Below are 25291 nucleotides of genomic sequence, written 5' to 3'. Positions count from 1 at the left end.
GCATGACTGAACGCTCCGGGCCGGCCGGCGACGCCACCGGCGGGTCGGTGCCGACCACCCCGGTCTGCTACCGCCACTCCGACCGGGAGACGTACCTCAGGTGCTCCCGCTGCGACCGGCCGATCTGCCCGGACTGCATGCGGGACGCTCCCGTCGGCCACCAGTGCCCGGAGTGCGTGAACGAGGGACGCCGCAGCGTACGGCCGGCGCGTACCGCCTTCGGTGGCGGTGCCGCCGGCCGTCGCGGCCTGGTCACCCGCACCCTGATCGCGCTGAACGTGCTGGTGATGATCGTCTCGGTGCTCAGTGACCGGGGCGGCGACTCGCTGATCGGCGGCTCAGGCTTCGGCGGCCTGCTCGGTGGCGGAACCCCGCTGACCCAGTGGGGTTCGGTGCTCAGCTACGCCTCGTACGTGCCGTTCGGCGAGGCGCACGGCGTCGCCTCCGGCGAGTGGTACCGGCTGGTCACCGCGATGTTCCTGCACTACGGCGTGGTGCACCTGCTGCTCAACATGTGGGCGCTCTGGGTGCTGGGACGGGAGCTGGAGGCACTGCTCGGGCCGCTGCGCTTCCTCGGCCTCTACCTGATGGCCGGTCTCGGCGGCAACGTCGCGGCCTACCTGTTCAGCAGCCCCAACACCGCCTCGGCCGGTGCCTCGACGGCGATCTTCGGGCTGTTCGCGGCGGTCTTCGTGCTGATGCGCCGGCTCGGCCGGGACACCTCGGCGATCCTGCCGATCCTGGTGATCAACCTGATCTTCACGTTCACCGTGCCGGGCATCTCCATCCCGGGCCACGTCGGCGGGCTGATCGTCGGGGCGCTGATGGCGCTCGTGCTGGCGTACGCCCCCCGGATGCGGCGTTCGGTGTTCCAGGCGGCCGGTGCGGGGGTCATCCTGCTCGCGCTGCTCGGCCTGGTGATCGTCCGTACGGTGATGCTGCTCGGCTGACCCGGCCCTGCCGCTGATGCGCCGAGGTGGCGGTGTCGGGGTCGACCGGATACCGCTACGTCGGCCCCGTCGGGGTCGGTCAGGGGCGGGCGGCCCGGACCGCCTCGGCCACCTCGGCCGGGGGCGCGCCCAGGTCGGAGCGGCCGAGCAGGTGCAGGGTCTCGCCCGCGTCGATCTCCAACGTTTCGCCGGTCAGCCCGAACCGGGTCCGCCGGTCCACGGTGACCGCCTCCACCGCCTCCCACGGCAGGTGCCGCCGCCCGGCGTACCCCCGGACGACGGTGATCCCGGCGGCGTCGACCGCGAGCCGGACCGGGGCGAGCAGGTCGCGTGCCGCCCAGGCGGCCAGGCCCACGGCAGCGGCGACGGCCAGCGCCAGCCGGACCGGGTCGCCGTCGGCGAGCAGCAGTCCGAGGGCGACCAGCCCGACCGCGCCGGCCAGCTTCACCGCCGGGACCGCCGGGGGGACCCGCCACTGACGGGCCGGAGACGTTGGTGGATGCACCGTCCCAGCATGCCAGCCGCGCCGGGCCGGCCCCGGCGACGCGGGGGGCGGACCGGCGGTCGGCGACGTAGTATCGACACAGCCGAAGTTACCGGGGAGTAGTCATGAGTGACGCAGTCATCGTCGGTGCGGTGCGTACCCCGGTCGGGCGACGCAAGGGCGGCCTGGCCGAGGTGCACCCGGTCGACCTGTCGGCGCACGTGCTGCGCGCCCTCGCCGACCGCACCGGCATCGATCCCGGCCAGGTCGACGACGTGGTCTGGGGCTGCGTGTCCCAGGTCGGCGAGCAGTCCTGGAACGTGGCCCGCAACGCCGTGCTCGCCGCCGGCTGGCCCGAGTCGGTGCCCGGCACCACCCTCGACCGGCAGTGCGGTTCCAGCCAGCAGGCCCTGCACTTCGCCGCCGCGACGGTCGTCTCCGGGCAGGCCGACCTGGTGGTGGCCGGTGGTGTCGAGTCGATGACCCGGGTGCCGATGGGGTCCAGCGTCGGCGACGGCATGCCGTTCAGCGACCGCATCCGGGCCCGCTACCGGGGCGTCGAGGGCTTCGCCGACGACCAGCCGCTCCCGTTCAACCAGGGGGTCGGCGCCGAGCTGATCGCCGCCCGGTGGTGCTTCTCCCGCAGTCAGCTCGACGAGTTCGCCCTGGCCAGCCACGAGAAGGCCGCCGCCGCGCAGGACGCCGGGGCGTTCGACCCCGAGCTGGCCCCGGTGCCACTGAGCGACGGCCGCTCGTTCGCCGCCGACGAGGGCATCCGCCGGGACACCTCCCTCGCCGCGCTCGGCGAGCTGAAGACCCCGTTCCGCGCCGACGGGGTGGTGACCGCCGGGTCCGCGTCGCAGATCTCCGACGGTGCCGCCGCGCTCGCCGTCACCACCAGCGAGTGGGCCAGCCGGCACGGCCTGCGCCCGCTGGCCCGGGTGCACACCGCCGTGGTCGCCGCCGACGACCCGGTCGCCATGCTCACCGCCCCCATCCCGGCCACCGCGAAGGTGCTGCGCCGCGCCGGCCTGGGCATCGAGGAGATCGGCGTGTACGAGGTGAACGAGGCGTTCGCGCCGGTGCCGCTGGCCTGGCTCGCCGAGACCGAGGCCGACCCGGAGCGGTTGAACCCGCGCGGCGGGGCGATCGCGCTGGGGCACCCGCTCGGCGCGTCCGGTGCCCGGATCATGACGACGATGCTCCAGCACATGCGGGACAACGACCTCCGGTACGGCCTGCAGACCATGTGCGAGGGCGGCGGCATGGCCAACGCCACCATCCTCGAACTCCTCTGACGACGCCCGCCCGCGCGCCCCGCAACGGGGTCGAGGTTGCGGTGTCCGGGTGGCCTTGATGCCGCTACATCGGCCCCATTGCGATCCCGCCCGGCCGGAAAATGACGGGTGTCGGGGCGGGTGGGTGGCCTAATCTGCGCGGCGTGACGATCGTCTCTGTGGCCCCCGGGTGGGCCGACCCGCAGTGGCGGGCCACCGCGCTGGACTGGGTGACCGGGCAGCTCGACCGGCACGGCCGGCGGGTCACCGGCCCGGTCGAGGCCCGGCAACGCCCCTGGTCGCTGGTCTGGCGGGTGCCCACCGACGCCGGGCCGTACTGGTTCAAGGCGAACAACCCCGGCACGGCGTACGAGGCGGTGCTGCTGGCCGAACTGCCCCGCAGTGCCCCCGGCCGGGTGCTCGACCCGGTCGCCGTGGACCCCGCGCGGGGCTGGTCGCTGCTGCCCCACGGTGGCCCGTCCCTGCGTGACCTGGCCGAACCCGATCCGGCCCGGTGGGCCGACGTGCTGGTCGCCTACGCCGATCTCCAACGGACGGTGGCTCCCCGGGCCGACGAACTCGTCGCGCTCGGCGTGCCCGACCAGCGGCCGGCGGCCCTGCCGGCCCTGCTCGCCGACCTGCTCGACGACCGGGCCGCCCTGCTCCTCGACCCCGGACACGACGCCCCCGACACCCGCACGGCCGCCGGGGACGACGGCGACGGTGCCGGGAGCGACGACGGTGGGCTGGACGCGGCGACCTACGAGCGGCTGCGGGCGTACCAGCCGCGCTTCGCCGAGGACTGCGGGCGGCTCGCCGACACCGGCATCCCGGCCAGCGTGCAGCACGACGACCTGCACGACGGGAACGTGTTCGCCGCCGACGGCTACCGCTTCTTCGACTGGGGCGACGCCTCCGTGGCGCACCCGTTCGGCACCCTGCTGGTGACCCTGCGGTCGGTGGCGCACACCTACTCGCTGCCCGAGGGGGATCCGGTGCTGCTGCGGCTGCGGGACGCCTACCTGGAGGCGTGGACCGACCGCCACGACCGGCCAGCCCTGCGGGAGGCCGCCGGGCTGGCCGTACGGGTGACCACGGTGAGCCGGGCGCTGTCCTGGCGGCGGGCGCTGGCCACCACCGACCCGACCCGCGCCGAGTACGCCGACGCGGTGCCGGGCTGGCTCGGTGAACTGTTCGCGCCGATGCCGGTGTGACCTCCGAGCCCCCCGGGTCGGGTCGTCGGTGCGGAAAAGACGCACCGGTGGTGCGACCCGGGGGAGTGGAAGTTCCAAAAGTCGACAGTGACCCACATCACCCCTGGTCACGGCTCGTTGGCCAGGTATGGACGTCTTCTCGCGCACCTTCCTCCCGGCCGCCGCCGAGACCGGGCTGGCGGTCCAGACGGTGAGCCGGCACATGCCGGTCTTCCGCCAGTGCGTCGGGTCGGGGGACGCCACCATCCTGGTCGCCCGGTGCGCCCGCCCCGACCGCCCGGTCGACGGCGACTACCTCCTGCTGCTCACCCACCGCCGGCTGGTGGTGACCCGGCAGACCCGGGTGCTGCACCGGCTGCGCCTGCACCTCAACACCGAGCTGCGGGAGCTGAGCAACGTCACCTGGAGCCCCGACCCGCGCGCGCAGGCCGTCGAGCTGGCCGCCACCGCGATCGACGGGGTACGGGAGCGGTTCGTCATCCGCACCCAGCACCCGAAGCAGGTGTGGCAGCTCGACACGCTGCTGCACCACGCGTTCCGGACCCGGCTGCGCCGGCCCGAGGAACGGGTCGTCGCCACCATCGGTGACACCCCGACCGTCGCGCCGGCCCCGCTGCTGCGCCCGCTGCCGGCCCGCTGACCGTCCGCCGCGTCCCCACGTCCGCTGCCGGCCCGCCGACCGGTTCCTTACCTGACCCGAACACGGCCGTCCGCACCGCCCGAGCCCGGGTCGGTCATCATGGGCCGGTGACCGTCGATGCCACCGCACCACGTGGGCTCGTCCTCGTCGTGGAGGACGAGCCGGCCATCGCCGACCTGGTCCGGCTCTACCTGGGCCGGGACGGGTTCGGCGTACACCTGGAACGGGACGGCACGGCCGGACTGGCCGCCGCCCGCCGGCTGCGCCCGGTGGCCTGCGTACTCGACATCACCCTGCCGGGCCTGGCCGGCACCGAGGTCTGCCGGCGGCTGCGCGAGTCCGGCGACTGGACCCCGGTCATCTTCCTCACCGCCCGCGACGACGAGGTCGACCGGATCGTCGGCCTGGAGTTGGGCGCCGACGACTACGTCACCAAACCGTTCAGCCCCCGGGAACTGGTGGCCCGGGTCCGGGCGGTGCTGCGGCGGACCGTAGGTGCCCCCGACGGCGCGGACCGGCCCCGCACCGTCGGCCCGGTCACCCTCGACCCGGCCCGGCGTACGGTGCTCGCGGCCGGCACCCCCGTCCAGCTCACCTCCACCGAGTTCGACCTGCTCGCCCACCTGATGGCCCGTCCCGGCCGGGTCTTCACCCGGGAGGAACTGCTGGCCGGGGTCTGGGGGTACGCGGCGCACGCCGGCACCCGTACCGTCGACGTGCACGTCGCCCAGGTCCGGGCCAAGCTCGGCGCGGCCAGCGTGATCCGCACCCACCGGGGCGTCGGGTACGCCGCCAATGGCTGAACCTCCCACCCCGTCGGCCGCTCCCCGCCGGGGCGTCGCCCCGCGCCGCCGCCGGTCCCTGCACACGCTGACCGCCCGCGCGGTGCTGGTCAGCTGCGCGGTGGCGCTGGTGTCGGTGCTGGTCACCGCCCTGGTCGCGGTCCCCCTGGCGGTACGCGGGGTGGAGCGCCGCGACCAGGAGGCGCTAGCCGCGCAGGCCCGGCTCGCCGCCGACGTGCTCCGGGTCCGCCCCAGCCGCCAGCGCGACGCGGCCGGCGACCGGCTGATCCGCCAGCTCAAGGACCAGCAGATCGAGGTGTACGTCGTCCAGGGCGGGCTGGCCGACCGCCCCGGCCTGCCCCGGCAGGTGGTGAACCGGATCTCCGCCGGCCGGGACGTCTCCGGCCGCCGGTTCGTCAACGGCCAACGGACCCTCGTCGAGGGACGGGCGCTGCCCGGCGGCGAGGGGGTGGTGCTGACCCGGGGCACCCCGCAGGGACCGTGGCGGCAGGTGCTGCGCGCGCTGTGGCTGCCGCTGCTGGCCGGGCTCACCGCAGGGGCGGCGGCCGGGCTGCTGCTCGCCCGTCGACTGGCCCGGCCGATCCGGCACGCCGCCACCGCCGCCGCCCGGCTGCGCGCCGGTGACCGGGCCGTCCGGGTGCCCGTCGAACCGCCCGACGAGGTCGCCGACCTGGCGTACGCGTTGAACGGGTTGGCCGCCGCGCTGGCCACCAGCGAGGGCCGGCAGCGGGAGTTCCTGCTCTCCGTCTCGCACGAGCTGCGGACCCCGTTGACCGCGATCCGGGGGTGGGCGGAGGCGCTCGCCGACGGGGTGATCGGCGCGGACGAGGCCACCGCGACCGGCCGGACCATGCTCGCCGAGGCGCAGCACCTGGACCGGCTGGTCGCCGACCTGTTGGCGCTGGCCCGGCTGGAGGCGGTGGACTTCCCGCTGGAACCGGTGCCGGTGGACCTCACCCGGCTGGCCGCCGACGCCGAACGCACCTGGTCGGAGCGGTGTGCGGTGGTCGGTGTGCCGTTCCGGCTGGAGACGCCGGGCGCGGCGGTGCCCGCGTACACCGATCCGGGGCGGATCAGGCAGGTGGTGGACGGGCTGCTGGAGAACGCGCTGCGGGTCGTACCGCCGGGGGCGCCGGTGGTGCTCGCGGTCCGACCGACCGGTGCCGGCCCGACCGCCGGTGGGTTGGTCGAGGTCCGCGACGGCGGACCCGGTTTCACCGACGACGACCTGGCGGTGGCCTTCGAGCGGGGGGCGCTGCACCAGCGCTACCGGGGGCTCCGGAAGGTGGGCAGCGGGTTGGGGCTGGCGCTGGCCGCGGGGCTGGTCCGCCGGCTCGGCGGGGATATCGTCGCCGGGCACGCCGCCGAGGGGGGCGCGGCGTTCACCGTCCGGCTGCCCGCCCATCCTTACCTGACCCGAACATCGGCCTGACCCCGCGCCCATCCCGTGCCGCGACGCTGGTGGCATCACGGACGAGAGGACAGTCATGGCACATCGGGGAATCGCCGTCACCGCCACCTCGCTGCTCGCGGCGCTCACGTTCGGCGTCGCCGGCTGCGGAACGGCCCAGGTCGCGCAGGACGGCACGAAGGCCGCCACGGTCGACGTGGCCGCCGCGCTGGGCGTCGAGGGGTTGGCGCTGGCCGCGTGGGGCCTCGACCCGGCCGAGTTGGACCTGCTCGCCGCGCCCGCCGCGTCGACCACGCCGTCCCCGCAGGCCGGGGCGAAGGGCAAGCGTGGCGAGCGGGCGCAGGAGCTGCGGCAGCGCCGGCAGGCCCGGGTGCAGCTGGGCCGCAACGGCCTGCACGGCGAGGCGGTGGTGCAGACCAAGGACGGCACGAAGACCGTCGTCGTGCAGCGCGGCGAGGTGACCGCGATCGACGGGGACTCGGCGACGGTGAAGTCCACCGACGGCTTCACCCTGACCTGGAAGCTGGGCGACCAGCTCCGGGTGGTCGAGCGGCGGACCACCGTCAAGGCCAGCGACGTGAAGGTGGGCACCAAGGTCAACGTGGCCGGGGCCAGGGACGGGGACGCCAGCGTCGCCCGGCTGATCGTGGTGCCGATCAAGCAGAAGTGACCCGTGGGGGACCGGTCGGGGCCGGCGTGGACCACCACGCCGGCCCCGACGTGTGTTGCCCGTGGCTCAGCGGGTCGGGGGCAGCGCGTAGCCGACGTGGTCGCGGTACTCGATCGTCCAGCCCGCCGGAACGAGCCGGGCGCACTCCGTGCGGGGGCCGGTGCAGACGATCGCGTCGACCGAGGTGGGGTCGGCCGGCGGCCGGTCCGGCAGCACCGACTGCAACGCCACCAGGTCGGGCGACCGGCCGTCGTCGTCGCGCAGCAGCAGCCACCAGGGGTACTCCCAGTTGTCGTTCTGCTGCACCAGGCCGATCCGTCGGGCGTCGCTGGCCCGTACCGCCGAGGCGGCCCAGCGGAACTCGTCGGCCCACTGCGGCCGGCGCAGGAACCGGGTGTCCCACTCGGTGGTGGTGAAGACCGAACCCGCGCCGACCAGCCGGCGGGGGAAGCCGTAGGACAGGGCCAGCACGCCGGCCAGCGCGGAGGTGGCCAGCACGGTCACCACCAACCCGGCGGCCACCGACCGGCGGCCCGCCCCGGCCCGCCGCCGCAGCACCGCGTCGACCCAGAGCCCCGCCAGGGGTACGGCCAGCACCAGCGCGTACAGCAGCAGCCGGTTCCCCCACGGCTGCCACTTGATCATCGCGGTGTGCAGGACCACCGCGCCCACCACCACCCCCGCGTACGCCCGCAGCATCCCCGACCGACCGGGGACGACCCGGCGGGGCCGGGTCAGCGCGACGACCGCCCCGATCAGCGCCAGCGCCCCGACCAGCGGGAAGGCCACCCGGTCCTCGTCGGGATACCAGGCGGGCACCGGGAAGACCTCCCGGCCGAACGTGATGGCCCGGTCCTGCGGGTCGACGCCGATCGCCCGGGAGCCGTCCATGATGGCCGAGGCGGTGCCGGCGCGCAGCGGGGCCAGCGGGGTGTCGAACGCGGTGTGCCCGATCCGCAGCGCGTTGACCAGCACGGCGGCCGGGTCGTGCCGTTCCATCGGGATGGACTCCCGCAGTCGGGGCGGCCCCAACGGGTGGCCGAACTCGGCCGTCTCCCGGGCCAGGAACGGCCCCACCACCGTCGCCGCGACCAGCAGCACCAGCAGTGAACCGCCCACCGTCCGGGCCACCTGCCGGGCCCCGGTCGGCGTCGCCCGGTCGGCGACGCCCTCTGCGGGGCGGCGGGCCAGGCGGAGCTGGGCCAGGCCCCAGAGCAGCAGCAGCGGCCCGACGGCGATCAGCCCGCTGGTCTTGGTCAGCGCGGTCAGGCCGGTGGCCGCGCCGAGCGCCAGCGCGTCGGTCAGGCCGGCCCGGCGGCGCAGACCGTCCAGCACCAGGGTGGCGGCGCAGGCGGCCCAGGCGGCGGCGACCAGGTCGGTCTGGGTGCTGGTCGCCTGGAGGGCCACCATCGGCGTGGTGGCGAGCAGGAACGCGGTGACGAGCTGGGCCCGCCGGCCACCGCCGAGCTGGGCGGTGATCCGGGTGGCCGCGAGCAGGCAACCGATCCCGGCGGCCCACTGCACCAGGTTGTGCAGGGCGTCCCCGCCGGTGAACAGGCGCAGGTGCAGCAGCAGGTATTCCGCGCCGGGCGGGATGGTCACCTGCCGGTGGATGGCGGTGGGCCAGAACTCCAGGCTGCCCTGGGCCACCCAGTGCTCCACCTTCGGCAGGTGGTAGGTCTGCGAGTCGAAGTTGTTCGGCTCGGCCAGCAGCGCCACCACCAGCTCGATCAGCACCACCGCGAGCACGGTGCCGGCGAGCAGCCGTTCGCCCCGGGTCGCCGTACGCCGGAGGTGGGTGAGCCGGTCCGCCCAGCCGGTCAGCAGCGCCGCGACGCCGCCCCGGACGGTGGCCGGGGGCGCCGCAGCGTCGGCCGGCGGCCGCGGCCCGGCCGCGCCGGCGGTCGGGTGGTCCGCCGGCGGGCCGCCCACGGCCGCGCCGACCAGCACCGCCCGCCGGCTGCCTGCGACGGCGGCCGGGGGTGCGGCGGGGTCGCGTCGCCGGCCGGCCGCCACCGCGACCCCGGCGACGAAGAGCAGCCAGGCCAGGGCGAAGGCGGGCAGGGTGAGCGCGTCGAGGGCGCCCAGCACCTCCACGGTCAGCACGGCGAAGACGCCGGTCAGCAGGGCGGCCCGGACCACGCCGAGGCGGTGCGGGGCGACCACCCCGGCGGCCCGGGGGCGCAGGAGGGCGGTGAGTAGCACGAGCGCCGCGACGGGGGCCGCCACGAGCATCCAGCCGGCTGCCGACATGGGCGGAAGTAAACACCATCCTCCTGAATGACCGGGTGCCGGCCGTGCGGTGGCGACGGCTGGACGGGCACCCCGCCGCTGCGGTGGCGACCCTCGCGCGGCTGACCTGCCAGGCTAGGCTAGGCCCGACTCACTGTCGCCACCGTGGAGATTCCCGTGAAGCTCTCGATCCTCATGCCGGTCTACAACGAGGAAGAACGCATCGCGGATGCCCTCAAGCAGGCATTGGCGGTCGATTATCCCTGCGAGATCGAGCTGGTCGTGGTGGACGACGGCAGCCGGGACGGCACCGGGGAGATCCTCGGCCGGGCGGACGACTCGCGGCTGCGGGTGATCACCCACCCCCGCAACGCGGGCAAGGGCGCGGCCATCAAGACGGCCGTGGCCAGCGCCGAGGGTGAGTACATGGTCATCCTCGACGCCGACCTGGAGTACGACCCGCAGGACATTCCCCGGCTGCTCGCCCCGGTGCTCGACGGGCGGGCCACCGTGGTCTACGGCAACCGCACCTTCGGCAGCCACAGCGCCTACAGCTTCTGGTACGTGATGGGCAACAAGGGCGTCACGATGGCGGCGAACGTGCTGTTCAACTCCTACATCGGCGACCTGGAGACGTGTTTCAAGCTGATGCCGGTCGCGCTGTACCGGTCGTTGGGCATCCGGTCCCGGGGTTTCGGGATGGAGGCGGAGGTGACCGGCAAGCTGCTGCGTCGGCGCATCCGCCCGTACGAGGTGCCGATCAGCTACCGGGCGCGCGGGCGCGAGGAGGGCAAGAAGATCACCTGGAGGGACGGGGTCGAGGCGATCTGGATCCTCGGCCGGGAGCGGACCCGCCCCCGGCCCGACCGCACGCCCCGCTGACCCGCCCTCCCGGTTCGCCCTCGGTCATCCCGCCGGGGTCAGGAACCCGTCGATCGCCCGGCGCAGCCCGGCCGGGTCGAGGCCGTGCCACCGGTCGTGGTCCTCGGCCGTGCCGTAGCGCCGCAGTTCCGCCCGACCAACGCCGAGGCTGAGCAGCCGGTGCGGCCGGTCGGCCAGCGCCTCGGCCACCACCCGTGTCGAGGTGCCGGCCAGGTAGGGCTCCACCACGATCACCTCGCCGCCGGCCAACGCCCGCAGCCCGCTCACGTCGAACGGCCGGGGCCGGTGCGTGTAGGCCACTGTCACCGGCAGGCCGGCCACCGCCGCGAGCGCGGCGTCGAGCACCGGACCGACCGCCACCAGCAGCGCCGCGTCCGCCCCGGCGTCGCGTACCACCTGCAACCCACCCGCCTTCGGGTACGCCCGCGCGTTGCTGCGCAGCGACAGCCGCAGGTAGGTCGAGTGCTGCCCGCAGACCGCCTCGCGGAGCAGGTCGGGCACCTCGTCGGGGTGGCCGGGCACGTGCACGGTCCAGCCGTCGAGGGTGTCGATCAGGGCGACGTCGGCCGGGGCGAGGTGGGTCCGTCCGGCCTCCGCCCGGTCGTACGACGCGCCGATGCTGACCAGCACCGCGCCGACGCCCTGGTGGTCGAGGTCCAGCTTGATCTGCTCGTACGCCCGCTCGACGAGGAACGGGGCGTAGCTGTGCACGATCGGGCGCTGCCCGGTGAGGGCGAGCCCACCGGCCACCCCGATCATCAACTGTTCCCGGATGCCCACGTTGACCACCCGGTCCGGATACCGTCGGCCCGCCTCGGTGAAGGCGTCGGCGGAGATGTCGGCCAGCACGATCGTGGTCCGGGGGTCGGCGAGGAACCCGGTGGCGCTGGCGACGAAGGTGTCCCGCATGGTCATTTTTCGCTCCCCGGGGTCGGTCCGTCGACCGCGACGACGACGTGGGGGCGGTGGCCGTCGTGGCGGGTGAGGGCGGCGTGCAGGGCGTCGTGGTCGTGCCCGTCGACGGTGGCGGCGGTCCAGCCGTTGACGGTGAACCGGCTGGCCACCCCGCCCGGCCAGCCGTGACTGGCCGACGCGTTGTCGACCACGATCGCGGTGAGCCCGGCCAGGCCGGTCGCACCGGCGTACGCGATCGCCTCGTGGTTGGAGCCCTCGTCGAGTTCGGCGTCGCCGAGCAGGACGTACACCCGGGGGGTGGCGCGGCCCTGGGCACGCAGGCCGAGCGCGGTGCCCACGCCCAGCCCGAGGCCGTGGCCGAGGGAGCCGGAGCCGATCTCGACCCCGGGGACGAGGGTGCGGTCGGGATGGCCGCCGAGGCGGCTGTCGGGCCCGCCCGCGTCGTCGAGCCAGTCGACGGGGATGAACCCCTTCGCGGCGAGTACGGCGTAGTAGCCGGCCACGGCGTGCCCCTTGGAGAGCAGGAAACGGTCCCGGTCCGGGTCGTCGACGGTGGCCGGGGTGACCCGCAGGACCCGGTCGTAGAGCACCCAGTGCACGTCGACGGTGGAGTACACGTTGGCGTCGTAGGTGCTACCGGCGCGGATGCGCTCCAGCGGCCCGACGACGGGGGCGGGCAGGACGCGGCCCGGCGGGCGGGTTGCGGTCGGTGTGGTCATGTGGCTAGCGTGCTACTTGAAGTTAACTTCAACTCAAGGGCAGTGATGCACGAGTCACTCACCATCGGTCAGCTCTCCGCGCGCAGCGGGGTAGCCCAGTCGGCGCTGCGCTACTACGAACGCCTCGGGCTGATCCACGCCGAGCGCACCGGCGGCAACCAGCGCCGCTACGCCCGCACCGAGCTACGCCGGGTGGCGTTCATCCGGATCTCCCAGCAGGTCGGCATCTCGCTGGACGAGATCCGTGCCGCGCTGGACTCGCTGCCCTCGTCCCGCGCCCCCAGCCCCGACGACTGGGCCGCCCTCTCCCGCACCTGGCGGGAACGGCTGGACGAACGGATCAAGCTGCTCGGCAAGCTCCGCGACGACCTCGACGGCTGCATCGGCTGCGGCTGCCTCTCGTTGCAGCGCTGCACCCTCTACAACCCGGGCGACACGCTGGCCGGCGAAGGCCCCGGTGCCCGCCTGGTGCTGCCCCGCCGGGACGGCCCGCGTCCGCCGGCCTGAGCGTTCCCGGTCGGGCGGTACCAGCTCGTGGCCCGGCGGATCGTCACGCGGTCGTGAGCAGCACCTTGCCCACGTGGTGGCTCGACTCGACCAGCCGGTGTGCCTGCGCGGCGTCGCGCATCGGTAGCCGCCGGTCCACGATCGGCCGGACCGCGCCCGCCTCGACCAGGGGCCACACCTGCTCCCGTACGCCCCGCACGATGTCCGCCTTGTCGGCCAGCGGACGGGACCGTAGCGCGGTCGCCGCCACCGAGGCCCGCTTCGCCAGCAGCGCGCCCAGGTCCAGCTCCGCCTTCCGGCCGCCCTGCATGCCGATCACCACCAGCCGGCCGCCGTCGGCCAGCGCCGCCACGTTCCGGGCCAGGTAGGACGCGCCCATGATGTCGAGGATCACGTCCGCCCCCCGCCCGTCGGTGACCCGCCGGACCTCCGCCACGAAATCCTGCTCGCGGTAGTCGACGGTGTGCACGGCCCCCAGCTCGCGCAGCCGGTCGTGCTTGGCCGACCGGGCGGTCGCCACCACCGTCGCGCCCAGCGCCGCGCCGAACTGCACCGCGAACGTGCCGATGCCGCTGCCGCCGCCGTGCACCAGCAGCGTCTCGCCCCGGCCCAGGTGGGCCACCCGGACCAGGTTCGACCAGACCGTACAGGCCACCTCGGGCAGCGCGGCGGCGTCGACCGGGTCGACACCGGCCGGCACCGGCAGCAGCTGCCCGGCCGGCACGGCCACCCGCTCGGCGTACCCGCCGCCGGCCAGCAGCGCGCACACCGGCTGACCCACCGCCCACCCGGTCACCCCCGCGCCGACCGCGCCGATCACCCCCGAACACTCCAACCCGGGGTACGCGGGCGCGCCCGGCGGCGGCGGATACTGCCCCTGCCGCTGGAGCAGGTCGGCCCGGTTGACCGCGCTGGCGGTCACCTCGACGACCACCTCACCCGCGCCGGGCTCCGGGTCGGGCACCTCCGCCCAGACGAGCGCGTCGGGTCCACCGGGTTTCGGGATCGTGATCGCGTGCATGGCCCAGTCTTACCCGATCCGGGCCACGAACCACGCCCGTCCGACGACAAGCGCCATGCGGGCAGGTCCGGCCGGCAATATCCACCGGCCGTCGTCCCGGGCGGTCCACCACTCGCCCACGACGGCCGGAATTTCGGCCACAGTGGACCGTCCGGGTGAGGTCATGCTGGTCATGCCAGGGATCAAGGACCCCCTTCCGGTACGCCGAACCGCGCCCGACGGCGATGGGCCGGCTCGTCCGGACGCGGTTCGTGGCAGACTAGGCACGGGCCGCGCACCCCCGGGTGGCGGTTCGGGAGGGTTCGCCTAGTGGCCGATGGCGCTGGTCTTGAAAACCGGTAAGGCAGCGATGTCTTCGTGGGTTCGAATCCCACACCCTCCGCCGGTCAGTGGGTCCACCAACAGCCCCGCCGTCCGGGCCTGTCCCCGCTCCAGAGGCTGACGGCAGGTCATGTCGCCGGCAGGTATCTCGCGATCCAGTCCCGGAGCCGTTTCATCACCAGATGGTGAACGGTGACCAGTTCAATCCGTTCGGCGACCACGGCCGGGCTGATGAGGCCATCCTCCGGCCCGATGATGATCTCCTTCTGGCGTCCCACGCCTGGCCGGGGCCTACGTCTTAGTGCGGCTCTCGGTGACGTAGGTGCCGCGCTGGGGCATGGTCATGACCAGTCCGCGCTTCCGTAGCAGGGCGATCGCCGCGCGGACCGTGCCGCGCGCTACCCCGTACTCCTGCTGTAGCCGCAGCTCGCTCGGTAGCGGCTTGAGCGGCTGCAACTCGCCCGACTCGATGCGCTTGGTGATCAGGTCGGCGAGCTGCACGTAGAGGGGTGTCGGCGAGAACTGGTCGACCATGACGTCAACCTACGGACGACCAGGAAGCCCGGATCGTCAGGTAGGTACTACACCTACTATACAAGCTGAACCTCCTATACTTATCGAACCAGTTGCATTACCGTTTGGTTGGGTCGTAAACGTTGGAGGAAGGACCGGACGCTAATGCTGCGCTCATTGGTGATGCATGCCCTGCGCCGGCTGGCTGGTCGTCCGGGTGCCTCCCCGCCGTTGGATCGCACTGGTCCGGCCACCGCCTATCCGAATCAGGCCGGCGCGTGGGCTCGGGTCCGGAGCACGCCACCACAGCCCTATCCGCGCGCCGCCCGTGCTGACTGCCCCTGCCGGCTGAGGGTTGTCCGCCGGGGCGCGGTGGATGCGCGCAGCGGAGTGCCGCTCCTGGTCCGGTCGGCGTGGGACTGCCTGGAGCACCACCGCCACAGCCGGTGCGGCAGATGCGCCGAGGGTGGCTTCTGCCCGCTGGTCGAGGCCGCCCGTGCCCGGATCAGGGCGTGGCGCAGGCTACGTCACATCCGGGGCCATCGATGAAGGCGCCGCTGCCGGAGGCCGGCGACCTGGTCTACGTCACCCGCGCCGCGAGCGTGCAGTTCGTCAAGCCGATCTCGTGCCGGGTCATCCGGGTGCTCGACTGGATCACCTACGACGGGTGGTGCTGGTTGGACGTCTACCAACTGGACGCCAGAGGCGACGCGGTCGCTCGTCGGTCGATCTTCGTGCAGCCCGCGAAGCTGGAGAGCAGGCAACCCGTCGGCCGGCCTGAACAGCGGCGATCCCCGGGTGCGCGTCGCCGCCCCGACGGAGTCCTGACCGGTGACAGCCGCCCTGCGTCGGCCAGCGAGCAGCCCGGACAGCCGGGTCAGGGGACGGGGCTGAGGTGGGCGGCGAGGATGCGCCAGCCGTACCCGTCGTCGTAGGCCCAGGTGCGGGTGTAGCGCAACCGCGCCGCGAACGGCTCGCCCGCGAAGGTGCCGCTGACCCGCCCCCGGAAGAACGTCACCCCGGTGGTGCCGGCCACGACCAGCTCCAGTTCCTCCTCCACCAGTTCGTCGAGCACCGAGGTGCCGCTGCGGTGGGCGGACAGGTCGTCCTCCTTGCCGAAGGTGCGACCGTCCGGCCCGACGGCGATCAGGCGGTCGTCGAGCAGGGCGTCGAGCGCGGCCACGTCGCCGGCCCGCTGGGCGGCCTGGAGACGGCGCTCCGCCTCCAACAGTTCCGCCTCACGTTCGGTGTCCTGCATGTGCCCTCCCGGTCGTCCGCCGCGTCCCCTCATTCTGGCGGCCCGACGGTGCGCGGTGCTTCCGGTTCGTTGTCCGGGCCCGGCGGGGTAAGAAGGGCGGAGAACATCGCGTACACCGGAAGGACCTTCCCGATGACCCTGGAACGACCGATCGCCCCGGACCCGTACGAGCTGCTGCCGACCGTCTCGGCGTTCGACCTGACCAGTGACGACGTGCACAACGGCGAGCCGATGGACGCCCGGTACGCGCACGGCAGCACCGGTGGCGAGAACGTCTCCCCGCACCTGGCCTGGTCGGGCTTCCCGGCCGGGACGAAGAGTTTCGTGGTGACCTGCTTCGACCCGGACGCCCCCACCGGCAGCGGCTTCTGGCACTGGGTGCTGGTCGACGTGCCCGCCGCGACGACCAGCCTGCCGACCGGCGTACGGGAGGCGGACCTGGGCGGCGCGTTCAGCGTCCGTAACGACTACGGCGACACCGGCTACGGCGGTGCCGCCCCACCTCCGGGTGACCGCCCGCACCGGTACGTCTTCGCCGTGCACGCGGTCGACGTCGACACGCTCGCCGTCGGGCCGGACGCCAGCCCCGCGTACGTCGGCTTCAACCTGGCGTTCCACACCCTGGCGCGGGCGGTCATCCGCCCGACGTACCAGATCAAGGAGTGACCGGTGGTCCGCCGGTCCCGCGTGCGCGGGACCGGCGGGCGCGCGGTCCGGTCAGCCGGGCACCCGGGCGACGGCGAAGACGGACTGGCCGAACGGCGGCCGGACGAGCTGCTCGGCAGCCTTGGTGGCGGGCAGGACGAGGGTGTCGTACACCTTGACCATCGGCCCCTCCTTCGGCATCAGCCGGAAGACCTTGGTGGCCATGAAGTAGCCGATCAGGCCGAGGGCGTTGGCGTAGTGCATCGTCTCGACCCGCAGCCCGGCCGCGGTCATCGCGTCGCCGAGGGTCTTCTTGGTGTAGCGGCGCACGTGACCGGTGGCGATGTCGGCGGGGCCCATCGCGAACTGGAACGCCGGCACGATGATGATCACCGCGCCGCCGGGCCGGACCAGGTCGCGCATGCTGCGCAGCGCGCCCACGTGGTCCTCGATGTGCTCCAGCACGTTGTACGAGACGGCCGCGCTGTAGTCGCCGCCGCCCGGGTGCGGCAGCAGCATTTCGCGGACCTCGATGGTCGGCTCGTCGACCAGCCGCTCCTTGAGCAGGATCAGCCGGTCCGGGTCGGCCTCGGTGGCGGTGAACCGGGGCACGTGCCGCGCCCACTCCAGGGCGTAGTCGCCCAGGCCACTGCCGATCTCGATCGGGTCGTCACCGAGGTGGGGCACCGCCAGTTCGACGAACCACCGACGGTGGTTGACCGCGGTGGCCAGGCCCTCCAGCACCTCTGACTGGACGCGCTGATCCCCAGTGATTTCTGCCATGCGTCGATTCCTCACGATATGACTGACCCGCGCCTGGACCGACAGAGTGAATCATCCGCGTCAGGGGCGGAGGAAACGGGGCACTGTGAGGGCCGAAATGTGGTCGGGGGAGGGCACGTGATCGGCGGTCGGCGAACCCGGCACATAGTACGGCAGTACCCGAAACATGTCACGTGACCGCCATAGGCCAACTACGCTCTGAATTGTTATGACTACTCCCGAATCGGAGCGCGGGACCGGTCGATCCGACGTCGGGGACGCCGGACCGACACCGGCCCGACGGGTCGTCCGGCGACGCTGGCGGCGGGTGCTCCCGGCAGGCCGTTCGCCGCGCGCCGGTCCGTCGGCGCCGGCTCGGCCGTCGGCCGCCGGGTGGCGGTGGGACGTGTCGGCCGTGGTCAGCTACCTCCTGCTGGCGTTCTGGGTGACCGCCCGGTTCTGGCGCGACCCGGCGGCCGGGGTACGCGACAACCGGTCGGACCAGGCGCAGTTCGAGTGGATGATGGCGCACGGCGCGCGAGTGGTCACGGAATGGAGCTATCCGTTCGGTTCGGACCGGATGAACGTGCCCGACGGCGTCAACCTGATGGCGAATACCTCGGTATTATCCGTCTCAATCCCGATGACCCCGGTCACTGTCCTCTTCGGGCCGCACTGGTCATTTCTTGTCTTTCTCACCCTGGGAATGGCGGCCACCGGCACCGCCTGGTACTTCTTCCTGTCCCGGGTGGTCACCCGCTCCCGGGGGCCGGCCTGGCTCGGCGCGGCCTTCTGCGCGTACGCCCCGGCGATGGTGTCGCACGCCAACGCCCACCCGAACATCGTCTCCCAGTTCGTCGTCCCACTGATCATCTGGCGCACCCTGCGGCTGGCCGAGCCGGGCCGGTGGCTGCGCAACGGGCTCCTGCTCGGTCTGCTGATCGTCTGGCAGGCCTTCCTCAACCTGGAGATCCTGCTGATGACCGCGATCGGCCTGGCGGTGGTGATCGGCGCCCTCGCCATCGGCCGACCGCCGCTGCGCGCGGCGACCCGACCGTTCGTCGCCGGGCTCGGCGTGGCGGCGCTGCTGTCCGCCGTGCTGCTCGCCTACCCGCTGTACGTGCAGCTGTTCGGGCCGGGCTCCTACCACGGGCTGTCCCGGCTGATCCGGGGCTACCGCACCGACCTCGGCGCGTTCGTCGGCTGGTCCCGGGAGTCGCTGGCCGGGGACGCCCGCTCCGCCGGCCCGCTGGCCCGCAATCCCACCGAGGAGAACGCCTTCTTCGGCTGGCCGCTGGCCGTGCTCACGGTCGCCCTGGTCTGGTGGCTGCGGCGCAGCGCGCTGGTGGTCGGCCTGGCCGTCCTCGGTCTGCTCTTCGCCGTCCTGTCCCTGGGTCGGGAGGTGCAACTCAACGGGCGCGACACCGGCGTCCCCGCCCCCTGGGCGTTGCTGGAGGACCTGCCGCTGCTGCACTCCGTGGTGCCCACCCGCTGGTCGCTGGCGATCACCCCGATCGTCGGGGTGCTGCTGGCCCTCGGCACCCAGCGGGCCCGCGACCTCGCCCGCCGGCATCCGGCCGCCCGCCGGCAGATCCGCTTCGCCACGGTGACCGTCCTGCTGATGGCCCTGGTGCCGCTGCTGCCGACCCCGCTGCCGGCGACCCGGCTCGACCCGGTGCCGCAGTTCGTCACCAGCGGCGGTTGGCGGCCGTACGTGGCGGGAGGGCGCAGCGTGGTGACCCTGCCGCCGCCCGACAACACCTACGCCGACCCGCTGCGCTGGTCGGCCCGGACCGGGCTGGAGATGCCGCTGGCCCGGGGTTACTTCCTGGCCCCCGACACCCGGCCGTGGTCGCCCGAACCGGACGCCGCCCTGTTCACCGCCCCCTACCGGCGGACCAGCAACTTCTTCGGCGGGATCGCGCGGACCGGCACCGTACCGCCGATCACCGCCGCCGACCGGCGGGCCGCCGTCACCGACCTGCGCTACTGGCGGGCCGGCATGGTGATCCTCGGCCCGCACCCGCACGCCGACGCGTTGCGCCGGGCGATGACCGCGCTGACCGGCATCACCCCCGTCCGGACCGGCGGGGTGTGGCGGTGGGACGTCCGGCCGCTCACCGGATGAGCCCGCCGGGATAGCGGGTGAGCCCGCCGGGGCGCCGGGTCAGGCCGTGCGGACGCAGCAGCCCTGGCAGACCTTCGGGCTGGGCAGGGTGAACGCCAGGCAGCAGGTGCGCCGCTGCACGGTCGGCTCGCCGCTGCGGCCGGGGACCAGTTCGACCAGGTCGGCCAGCCCGAGGGTGCCGAGCAGGGTGTCGATGGTGGTCACCGACGGGCCGGGCAGGGCGTCCGTCGCGCGCAGGATGCCGTGCGCGATCCCCGAGGCCACCGAGCCGAGCAGGGTACGCGCACCCACCCGTACCTCCGCCTGGATCGCGGTGACCATCGGGGCGAGGTGGGCGTCGAGCAGCGAGGCACGCAGGAGACCGAGCAGCTCGGCCTCGTCGGCGGCGACCCGGACGCCGGGCTGGCCGGTGAGGGCGAGCGGGTCACCGGGCAGCACCGCGACGGTCGTCGAGCGGCGCAGGCCCATGGTGAGCAGTTGCCGGTGGTCCTCGAAGTGGATCAGCACGTCGGCCGGGTCGAGCAGCGGCACCCGGCGGGCCGAGGCCCAGCCGAGCACCACCGGCAGCGCCGTCCAGTAGCTGTAGGACTTCCAGGCCAGCGCGGCGCAGGCGTGCGGGGTGCCACCCCAGCGGCGGGCGGCGGCGCGCAGGAACTCGGGCATCCGGGTGCCGTCGACGAGGGTGGTGGCCGGGCTCCAGCCGATCTCGTCGGTGACCACCAGGCCGGGCGCGAGACCGGGCAGCGCATCGGTGCCGAACATGGCGCGCAGGGTGGCGGTGACCGGGGCGAGTCGGCCGGCGAGATCCTGGCCGGGCATCACCGCCGTCATCCGGACCCCCTCCCGTCCCGCTCGGCCCGCCACGGGTGGTGGCGGTCTCCTCGGCCACTCCGGTGCCGGAGGGGTCGTCCGTGAATCTTCGTCCGCGAAGCTAAGGCTAGCCTAACCATGCCTGGGGCTCCGAGGGAAGCCTCTGTGCAGGCGGATCGGGAGGCCGGGATCACCATGTCCGTCCCGTCGGTGCGGATCGGCCCGACTCGGCTCTACCCGGCCGAACGCGGGGAAAACGCGGGCGATGTCAAGGCATATGTCGGCAACGTGCCAGTTCGGTGCAGGGCGGCGGGAAGAACGTGAAGACTTGTCATCCCGGCTGCGCTGCGTGAGGAAGCTGATGACGACCTCTCCCCTGGAGCGGGCCGCCGATTCGTTCGCGGCGGAACTCGCCCGGCACCGGACGGGGCGAGGGCTGACCAAGAAGCAACTCGCCACGATGATGGGCTTCGACCCGTCGTACGTGAGCCACGTCGAGGGACGGCGACACCGGCCCACCGAGGACTTCGCCCGCCGCGCCGAAGCCGTCCTCGACGCCGGGGGCGTCATCTGGCAACGGTTCCGCGAGTACGACCAGCTCCGGCAGACCCGGGCCACCCCCGGCCCCCGCGAACCCGCACCCCCCGGCCGGTGGCTCCCCCCGGGCACCGGGCTCGTCGTCGAACGGGAGACCGCCACCCTCACCCTGGTCGACGGCACCTACCGGTGCGTGATCCGCCGTCGGCTGCACAACGCCGGCACCGAACCGGTCACCCGGTACCTCGTCCGGGTCGCCGTCGACAGGTGGCCCGACGACCCCGGACGCTCCAACCGGCACCACCGCGAACACCCCCTCACCTTCGCCGAGCTGCGCTTCCGGGCCGTCCACCACGACGACGGCGCCCGCGAACCGATGCACTGGCGGGTCCGCCACGACCGGGACGCGTACAAGGAGATCTGGCTGCTGTTCGAGAACGCCGAGGGGCGGTTCCCGCTGCACCCTGGCGAACGCGCCGAGGTCGAGTACGCCTACCGGGTCGGCCGGGTCAAGTGGGGCCCCTGGTTCCAACGGGCCGTCCGCCTGCCCACCCGGCACCTGGCCGTACGACTGGACCTCCCGGCGGCCCTCGACCCCCGGGTGTGGGGGGTGGAGACCTCCCTCTCCGCCGACGAGGGGCCGCTGCGCACCCCGGTACGCCGCCACGACCGGGGGGACCGGGTGGTCTTCGACTGGTCCACCGACGACCCGCCGCTCAACACCCGCTTCCGCCTCCAGTGGCGGTTCCGGCAGGAAGCCGTCGAGACGCCCCCCGTGCCGACCCGCCCGGCCGACCGGATGCGCGCCCTCGGCGTGCTGCCCCCCGAGGCCACCCCACCCGGCCGACCCGCCCGCCCCCTGCACCTGCCCCGGGAGGCCGCCGCCGCCCGCGAAGTGGCCGACCGCCTCACCGACCTGCTGACCCGGGCCGAGGAGGTGCACCCGCTCAGCGCCGGCACCGGTCTCGCCGCGCCGCAGATCGGCCTGGACGTCGCGGTCGCCGTGGTCCGCCCCGCCGACCGGTCCGCCCCGCCGGTCGTCCTGGTCAACCCCCGGGTGGTCGGGGAGAGCCCGGAAACCGTCGAACAGTACGAGGGCTGCCTCGCCGCCGCCGACCACCGTGGCCTGGTGGCCCGGCCGCTGCGCATCGAGGTCGAACACGCCCGCGCCGACGGCAGCCGGATGATCACCTCGTTCGCGTACGGGATGGCCCGGCTGGTCGCCCACGAGATCGACCACCTCGACGGCCGGGCCTGGACCGACCGGATGGCCCCCGGCGTGCCGCTGGTCCCCGTCGAGGAGTACCGCGAGAGCAACGTCTGAACGCGGCTCGACCCGCCGGACGCCGATCCGGGTGGGCACGGAGGGGACCGGGGCGCGTGCCCCAGGGGGCGGGGGCACGCGCCCCGGTTCGGGGGGAGTAAAGCTCTACAGGTTGCCGAACGTGTCGTACCGGATGTGCTGCGGCGGGACCTCGTCCTCGGCGAGAGCCCGCAACGTCGCCCGGACCATCGCGGCGGAACCGGAGACGTAACAGTCGTGCGACGTCCACGGGCCGTACCGGGCCACCACGTCGGGGACGTCCCCCCGCTCGCCGTCGAACTCCGGGTCGTCGCTGCACGACGGGGTCACCGACAACCAGGGGTGGGCGGCGACCAGCTCCTCCAGCCCGGCCAGGCCGTACAGCTCGTCGGCGTGCCGGGCGCCGTAGAAGACGTGCACCCAGCGGGCCCGGTTCCAGCCGGCCAGTTCCTCCACCATCGCCTTCACCGGGGCCAGGCCCACCCCGCCGGCCACGCAGAGGATGTCCCGCCCGGAATCGCGGTCCACCGTCATCGACCCCATCGGGGCGGCCACCCGCAGCAGGTCACCCGGTTTGGTCCGGCGCACCAACGCCCCCGAGACCCAGCCCGCGCCGACCGGCGTACGCACGTGGAACTCCAGCACGTTGTCGTCGTTCGGCGCGTTCGCCACCGAGTACGTGCGCCACACCCGGGGCAGGTGCCGGGGCACCTCGACGCTGACGTACTGGCCGGCCTTCCACACCAGCGGATGCTGGAGGGCGCGGACGGTCAGCACGGCGGTGTCGCTGCCGTACCGCTCGTGGGTGAGCACCTCCGCGTGCCAGTACGGCGGGTTCTCGTCCGACTCCGCCCCGGCCAGCATCGTCGCCGTGATCGCCGCGTACGCGTCCCGCCACGCCTGGTCGTACTCCAGGTTCCAGCCGTCACCGGCGGTGGTACGCAGCGCGTCGAGCAGCGCCACCCCCATCGTCGCGTAGTGCGCGGCGTCGACGTGGTACTTGCGGTGGTCCCGCCCCAGCGAGCGCAGGTACTCGTCGAAGCTCTCCGGGTCGTCCATCACCTGGGTGGCGGTGACGATCGCGTCCAGGATCCGGTCGCCCTGGCCCGTCATCTCCACCGGGAACAGCCGGCGCAGCTCCGGATCGAGCAGGAACAGCCGGGCGTAGAAGCGACCGCTCAGCCGGCCCCGGTCCTCCTCGACCAGGGTCCAACTCTCCTTCAGCAGCCGAGCGAAGTTGTCCACGGGGGGCGGTCCTCCTCCTGACGGCGGATCGGGCCCCGATAGAATGTCCACGGAGCGTATGCACCGGTCGCACAGAATGTGCGATCGGCTCATCTGGGCCCACCGGCCGGTGCGATCGGGCCACCCCGTCGGGCAGAGTGGTGCGGTGACCGTTGAGCAGCACACCCACCCGGTGTCCCGGCGGGTCCTCGGCACCGAGACCCTGCTGGTCCTCGGCCTGTCACTCGGGCAGTCGGCCGTCTACGCCGTGGTGTCGCTGGCCGCGAAACTGACCGCCGACGGGCCGCTGTCCCAGCAGACCGCCTCGCTCAACACCTCACGGTCCGCCCGACCCTGGCTCGACCTGACGTACCAGCTGCTCGGCATCGTCTTCGCGCTGCTGCCGGTGCTGCTCGCCGTACACCTGCTGGCGCGTGACCCCGGCGACCCGGCGCGGACCCTCGGGGCGGACCTGCGGCGGCCCGGGTCGGACCTCGCCCGGGGCGCCGGGCTGGCCGCGCTGATCGGCCTGCCCGGCCTGGCCCTGTTCTGGGCGGCGGCGCAACTCGGCATCAACGCCACCCTGGTCCCCGCCGGCCTGCCGCCGCTGTGGTGGGCGGTGCCGGTGCTGGTCCTCGCCGCCGTGCAGAACGCCGTGCTGGAAGAGGTGATCGTGGTCGGCTACCTGGTCACCCGGCTGCGCCAACTCCAGTGGCGGCTCGGCGCGGTCATCGCGACCAGCGCGGTCCTGCGCGGCTCCTACCACCTCTACCAGGGCTTCGGCGCGTTCGTCGGCAACGCCGTGATGGGCGTCGTGTTCAGCCTGTTCTACCTGCGTACCCGGCGGGTGATGCCGCTGATCGTGGCGCACACCCTGCTCGACGTGGTCGCCTTCGTCGGGTACTCGCTGTTGCCCAGGGACTGGTTCGACTGGCTCTGACCGCCGCTGTCCCCGCCGCGTCGCCGGTCGCCGCCGCTCTTCGGGCTTCCTAGCTGCCGGTCCGGGCGGGCCGGTAGCGGGCCACCGCGCGGGCGGCCAGCAGGTCGGCCGCCGCCACGTCACCCGCCGCCGTCGCCAGCACCGCCGCCCCCGGCAGCAGCCGGGCCGCCAGCCGCAGCGCGGCCCAGCCACCCGCCTGCGCGGCCAACGGCGCCGCCAGCCGCCACGCGGCCTCCGCCGCACGCGGCCACGGCCCGTCGCCGGGCCCGTCCGCCGCCCGCGCCGCGTCCAGCGCGGTGCGGGCACTGTCCGCGTCCGGGTGCACCCGGGTCAGCACCAGTAGCTCCACCGCCCGCTCCGGGTCGGCCGGGTCCCGGCCGTACGCCGCCGCCACGTGCAGCACCAGCGCCGACTGCGTCCAGAGCACCGCCACCAGTTCGGCCAGCGGCGCGAACAGCCCGGCCACCGCCGCCGTGGCCCCACCCACCCCGGCCCACCTGACGAACCGCCGGGTGGCCAGCCGGGCCAGGCCGTCCGGACCGGCATCCGGGTACGCCTCGCGCAGCCCGCGCGCCCACTCCCGGGCCTGCGGTCCGATTCCCTCGACGGCCGCCAGGGCCAGCAACTCCGGCGCGAACCCCGGATGGGCCAGTAGCCGGGTCCGGAGCACCGCCAGCTCCAGACGTCCCGCTGCCGCGCCGCCCGGGTCCGCCGTCGTCGGTACGGCGGGTGTGCTGGCGGCGGTCGGGGCGCCGACGGGGTCCGGTCCGGCGGGCGGACGCTGCCGGGTGGTCGGTCGCCGCCTCACGGGCGGGGTGGTTTCCGTGGCCGGAGTGGTGGTCGGTTCGGGGGTGGATTGCGGTGAAGCCTTCTTCGGTGGGGTCGCCCTTGTGCGGGGCACGGTCCGGCCGGTGATGGTCGGGGCGGTCTCCGCCGTCGTCGCCTTTCGCGCGGCCCGCTTCCGTGGCGGTGTGCCCGGTGCTGTTGTTCCTGTGCCCGGCTCTGTCGCTGTGGCTGTTTCCGGGGGTGTGTTCGCGGGGGTGGGGATGCCGGCGGGGCCGGTGGCCTGGTCCGGTGGTAGTTGCCCCTGGGATGCGTCGGTGGTGCTGTCGGCGACCGCGCCCG

At 74.0% G+C, this 25291-nt stretch carries 25 protein-coding genes, 1 tRNA gene and 1 pseudogene; 15 read left to right on the top strand and 12 right to left on the bottom strand.

The genetic code is table 11. The features are described from left to right. Window positions 1-2 precede the first annotated feature (2 nt). Window positions 3-950, top strand: a complete 948-nt coding sequence (locus tag FJK98_RS32320) for a rhomboid family intramembrane serine protease (protein WP_145922378.1) — start codon at window positions 3-5, stop codon at window positions 948-950. A gap of 79 nt (window positions 951-1029) precedes the next feature. Here the strand turns inward: FJK98_RS32320 and FJK98_RS32315 are convergent, their stop codons facing one another. Beyond that, window positions 1030-1455 (bottom strand): PH domain-containing protein, encoded by a 426-nt coding sequence (locus FJK98_RS32315; protein ID WP_145922377.1) that lies wholly within the window; start codon window positions 1453-1455, stop codon window positions 1030-1032. A 104-nt stretch (window positions 1456-1559) separates the two neighbouring features. Here FJK98_RS32315 and FJK98_RS32310 point away from each other — a divergent pair, with 104 nt between their 5' ends. From FJK98_RS32310 to FJK98_RS32285, 6 genes are all read left to right on the top strand, one after another. After that, window positions 1560-2732, top strand: a complete 1173-nt coding sequence (locus FJK98_RS32310) for an acetyl-CoA C-acyltransferase (protein WP_145922376.1) — start codon at window positions 1560-1562, stop codon at window positions 2730-2732. A gap of 143 nt (window positions 2733-2875) precedes the next feature. Then, on the top strand, window positions 2876-3925 hold the full coding sequence (locus FJK98_RS32305) for a phosphotransferase (RefSeq protein ID WP_240762504.1): 1050 nt from the start codon (window positions 2876-2878) through the stop codon (window positions 3923-3925). Between the two features lie 127 nt (window positions 3926-4052). After that, window positions 4053-4565 carry a hypothetical protein gene (locus tag FJK98_RS32300; RefSeq protein WP_145922374.1) on the top strand — a complete coding sequence of 171 codons (513 nt, stop codon included), beginning with the start codon at window positions 4053-4055 and terminating at the stop codon, window positions 4563-4565. 107 nt (window positions 4566-4672) lie between these two features. After that, window positions 4673-5368: a response regulator transcription factor gene (locus FJK98_RS32295; protein WP_145922373.1), complete on the top strand. Its 696-nt coding sequence runs from the start codon at window positions 4673-4675 to the stop codon at window positions 5366-5368. After that, entirely contained in the window at window positions 5361-6800 is a 1440-nt protein-coding gene (locus FJK98_RS32290) for a cell wall metabolism sensor histidine kinase WalK (RefSeq protein ID WP_145922372.1), read from the top strand. The genes FJK98_RS32295 and FJK98_RS32290 overlap by 8 nt, the downstream gene beginning before the upstream one ends. Before the next feature lie 55 nt (window positions 6801-6855). Next, on the top strand, window positions 6856-7449 hold the full coding sequence (locus FJK98_RS32285; protein WP_145922371.1) for a hypothetical protein: 594 nt from the start codon (window positions 6856-6858) through the stop codon (window positions 7447-7449). A 66-nt stretch (window positions 7450-7515) separates the two neighbouring features. On the opposite strand, the gene FJK98_RS32280 is transcribed toward FJK98_RS32285, so the two are convergent. Next, window positions 7516-9702 (bottom strand): phospholipid carrier-dependent glycosyltransferase, encoded by a 2187-nt coding sequence (locus FJK98_RS32280; protein WP_168222595.1) that lies wholly within the window; start codon window positions 9700-9702, stop codon window positions 7516-7518. 156 nt (window positions 9703-9858) lie between these two features. Here FJK98_RS32280 and FJK98_RS32275 point away from each other — a divergent pair, with 156 nt between their 5' ends. Then, complete coding sequence (locus FJK98_RS32275) at window positions 9859-10563, top strand: glycosyltransferase family 2 protein (RefSeq protein WP_145922370.1); 705 nt, start codon at window positions 9859-9861, stop codon at window positions 10561-10563. A 24-nt stretch (window positions 10564-10587) separates the two neighbouring features. Here the strand turns inward: FJK98_RS32275 and FJK98_RS32270 are convergent, their stop codons facing one another. Both FJK98_RS32270 and FJK98_RS32265 read right to left on the bottom strand, forming a co-directional pair. After that, a complete protein-coding gene (locus FJK98_RS32270) occupies window positions 10588-11472 on the bottom strand; it encodes a transketolase family protein (RefSeq protein ID WP_145923119.1) in 885 nt (294 codons plus the stop codon). Window positions 11473-11474: 2 nt separating this feature from the next. After that, complete coding sequence (locus tag FJK98_RS32265) at window positions 11475-12197, bottom strand: transketolase (RefSeq protein ID WP_145922369.1); 723 nt, start codon at window positions 12195-12197, stop codon at window positions 11475-11477. Between the two features lie 45 nt (window positions 12198-12242). On the opposite strand from FJK98_RS32265, the gene soxR reads away from it, so the two are divergent. Further along, entirely contained in the window at window positions 12243-12704 is a 462-nt protein-coding gene (soxR, locus tag FJK98_RS32260) for a redox-sensitive transcriptional activator SoxR (protein WP_145923118.1), read from the top strand. A gap of 43 nt (window positions 12705-12747) precedes the next feature. Here the strand turns inward: soxR and FJK98_RS32255 are convergent, their stop codons facing one another. Next, window positions 12748-13725 carry an NAD(P)H-quinone oxidoreductase gene (locus tag FJK98_RS32255; RefSeq protein WP_145922368.1) on the bottom strand — a complete coding sequence of 326 codons (978 nt, stop codon included), beginning with the start codon at window positions 13723-13725 and terminating at the stop codon, window positions 12748-12750. A 295-nt stretch (window positions 13726-14020) separates the two neighbouring features. On the opposite strand from FJK98_RS32255, the gene FJK98_RS32250 reads away from it, so the two are divergent. Next, window positions 14021-14107, top strand: a tRNA-Ser gene (locus FJK98_RS32250). Between the two features lie 67 nt (window positions 14108-14174). On the opposite strand, the gene FJK98_RS33475 is transcribed toward FJK98_RS32250, so the two are convergent. Both FJK98_RS33475 and FJK98_RS32245 read right to left on the bottom strand, forming a co-directional pair. Beyond that, window positions 14175-14324: a hypothetical protein gene (locus tag FJK98_RS33475; protein WP_168222355.1), complete on the bottom strand. Its 150-nt coding sequence runs from the start codon at window positions 14322-14324 to the stop codon at window positions 14175-14177. Window positions 14325-14337: 13 nt separating this feature from the next. Further along, window positions 14338-14580, bottom strand: a complete 243-nt coding sequence (locus FJK98_RS32245; RefSeq protein WP_145922367.1) for a winged helix-turn-helix domain-containing protein — start codon at window positions 14578-14580, stop codon at window positions 14338-14340. A 524-nt stretch (window positions 14581-15104) separates the two neighbouring features. Between FJK98_RS32245 and FJK98_RS32240 the strand changes: the two are divergent. Next, a pseudogene (locus FJK98_RS32240) lies at window positions 15105-15326 on the top strand (hypothetical protein); the annotation flags it as partial. Window positions 15327-15436: 110 nt separating this feature from the next. On the opposite strand, the gene FJK98_RS32235 reads toward FJK98_RS32240, so the two are convergent. Then, window positions 15437-15817, bottom strand: coding sequence for a nuclear transport factor 2 family protein (locus FJK98_RS32235; RefSeq protein WP_145922366.1), 381 nt, complete (start codon window positions 15815-15817; stop codon window positions 15437-15439). A gap of 132 nt (window positions 15818-15949) precedes the next feature. On the opposite strand from FJK98_RS32235, the gene FJK98_RS32230 reads away from it, so the two are divergent. Continuing rightward, complete coding sequence (locus FJK98_RS32230) at window positions 15950-16483, top strand: YbhB/YbcL family Raf kinase inhibitor-like protein (RefSeq protein ID WP_145922365.1); 534 nt, start codon at window positions 15950-15952, stop codon at window positions 16481-16483. Window positions 16484-16534: 51 nt separating this feature from the next. Here FJK98_RS32230 and FJK98_RS32225 read toward each other — a convergent pair whose 3' ends face one another. Then, on the bottom strand, window positions 16535-17245 hold the full coding sequence (locus tag FJK98_RS32225) for a class I SAM-dependent methyltransferase (protein WP_145922364.1): 711 nt from the start codon (window positions 17243-17245) through the stop codon (window positions 16535-16537). A 385-nt stretch (window positions 17246-17630) separates the two neighbouring features. Here FJK98_RS32225 and FJK98_RS32220 point away from each other — a divergent pair, with 385 nt between their 5' ends. Beyond that, window positions 17631-19352: a hypothetical protein gene (locus FJK98_RS32220; RefSeq protein WP_145922363.1), complete on the top strand. Its 1722-nt coding sequence runs from the start codon at window positions 17631-17633 to the stop codon at window positions 19350-19352. 39 nt (window positions 19353-19391) lie between these two features. On the opposite strand, the gene FJK98_RS32215 is transcribed toward FJK98_RS32220, so the two are convergent. Then, window positions 19392-20171, bottom strand: a complete 780-nt coding sequence (locus tag FJK98_RS32215; protein WP_145923117.1) for a hypothetical protein — start codon at window positions 20169-20171, stop codon at window positions 19392-19394. Between the two features lie 352 nt (window positions 20172-20523). On the opposite strand from FJK98_RS32215, the gene FJK98_RS32210 reads away from it, so the two are divergent. After that, window positions 20524-22023 carry a peptide deformylase gene (locus tag FJK98_RS32210; protein WP_145922362.1) on the top strand — a complete coding sequence of 500 codons (1500 nt, stop codon included), beginning with the start codon at window positions 20524-20526 and terminating at the stop codon, window positions 22021-22023. A gap of 105 nt (window positions 22024-22128) precedes the next feature. On the opposite strand, the gene FJK98_RS32205 is transcribed toward FJK98_RS32210, so the two are convergent. Continuing rightward, entirely contained in the window at window positions 22129-23247 is a 1119-nt protein-coding gene (locus tag FJK98_RS32205) for a globin domain-containing protein (protein WP_145922361.1), read from the bottom strand. A gap of 145 nt (window positions 23248-23392) precedes the next feature. On the opposite strand from FJK98_RS32205, the gene FJK98_RS32200 reads away from it, so the two are divergent. After that, complete coding sequence (locus FJK98_RS32200; protein ID WP_145922360.1) at window positions 23393-24166, top strand: CPBP family intramembrane glutamic endopeptidase; 774 nt, start codon at window positions 23393-23395, stop codon at window positions 24164-24166. A 49-nt stretch (window positions 24167-24215) separates the two neighbouring features. Here FJK98_RS32200 and FJK98_RS32195 read toward each other — a convergent pair whose 3' ends face one another. Further along, window positions 24216-24974 carry a hypothetical protein gene (locus FJK98_RS32195; protein ID WP_228544504.1) on the bottom strand — a complete coding sequence of 253 codons (759 nt, stop codon included), beginning with the start codon at window positions 24972-24974 and terminating at the stop codon, window positions 24216-24218. Between the last annotated feature and the right edge of the window lie 317 nt (window positions 24975-25291).

This window comes from Micromonospora sp. HM134 (assembly GCF_007833915.1).
Taxonomy (GTDB): domain Bacteria; phylum Actinomycetota; class Actinomycetes; order Mycobacteriales; family Micromonosporaceae; genus Micromonospora; species Micromonospora wenchangensis.
Note: the sequence above shows the minus strand (reverse complement) of the source record. Positions and strands in the feature narration are given on the sequence as shown.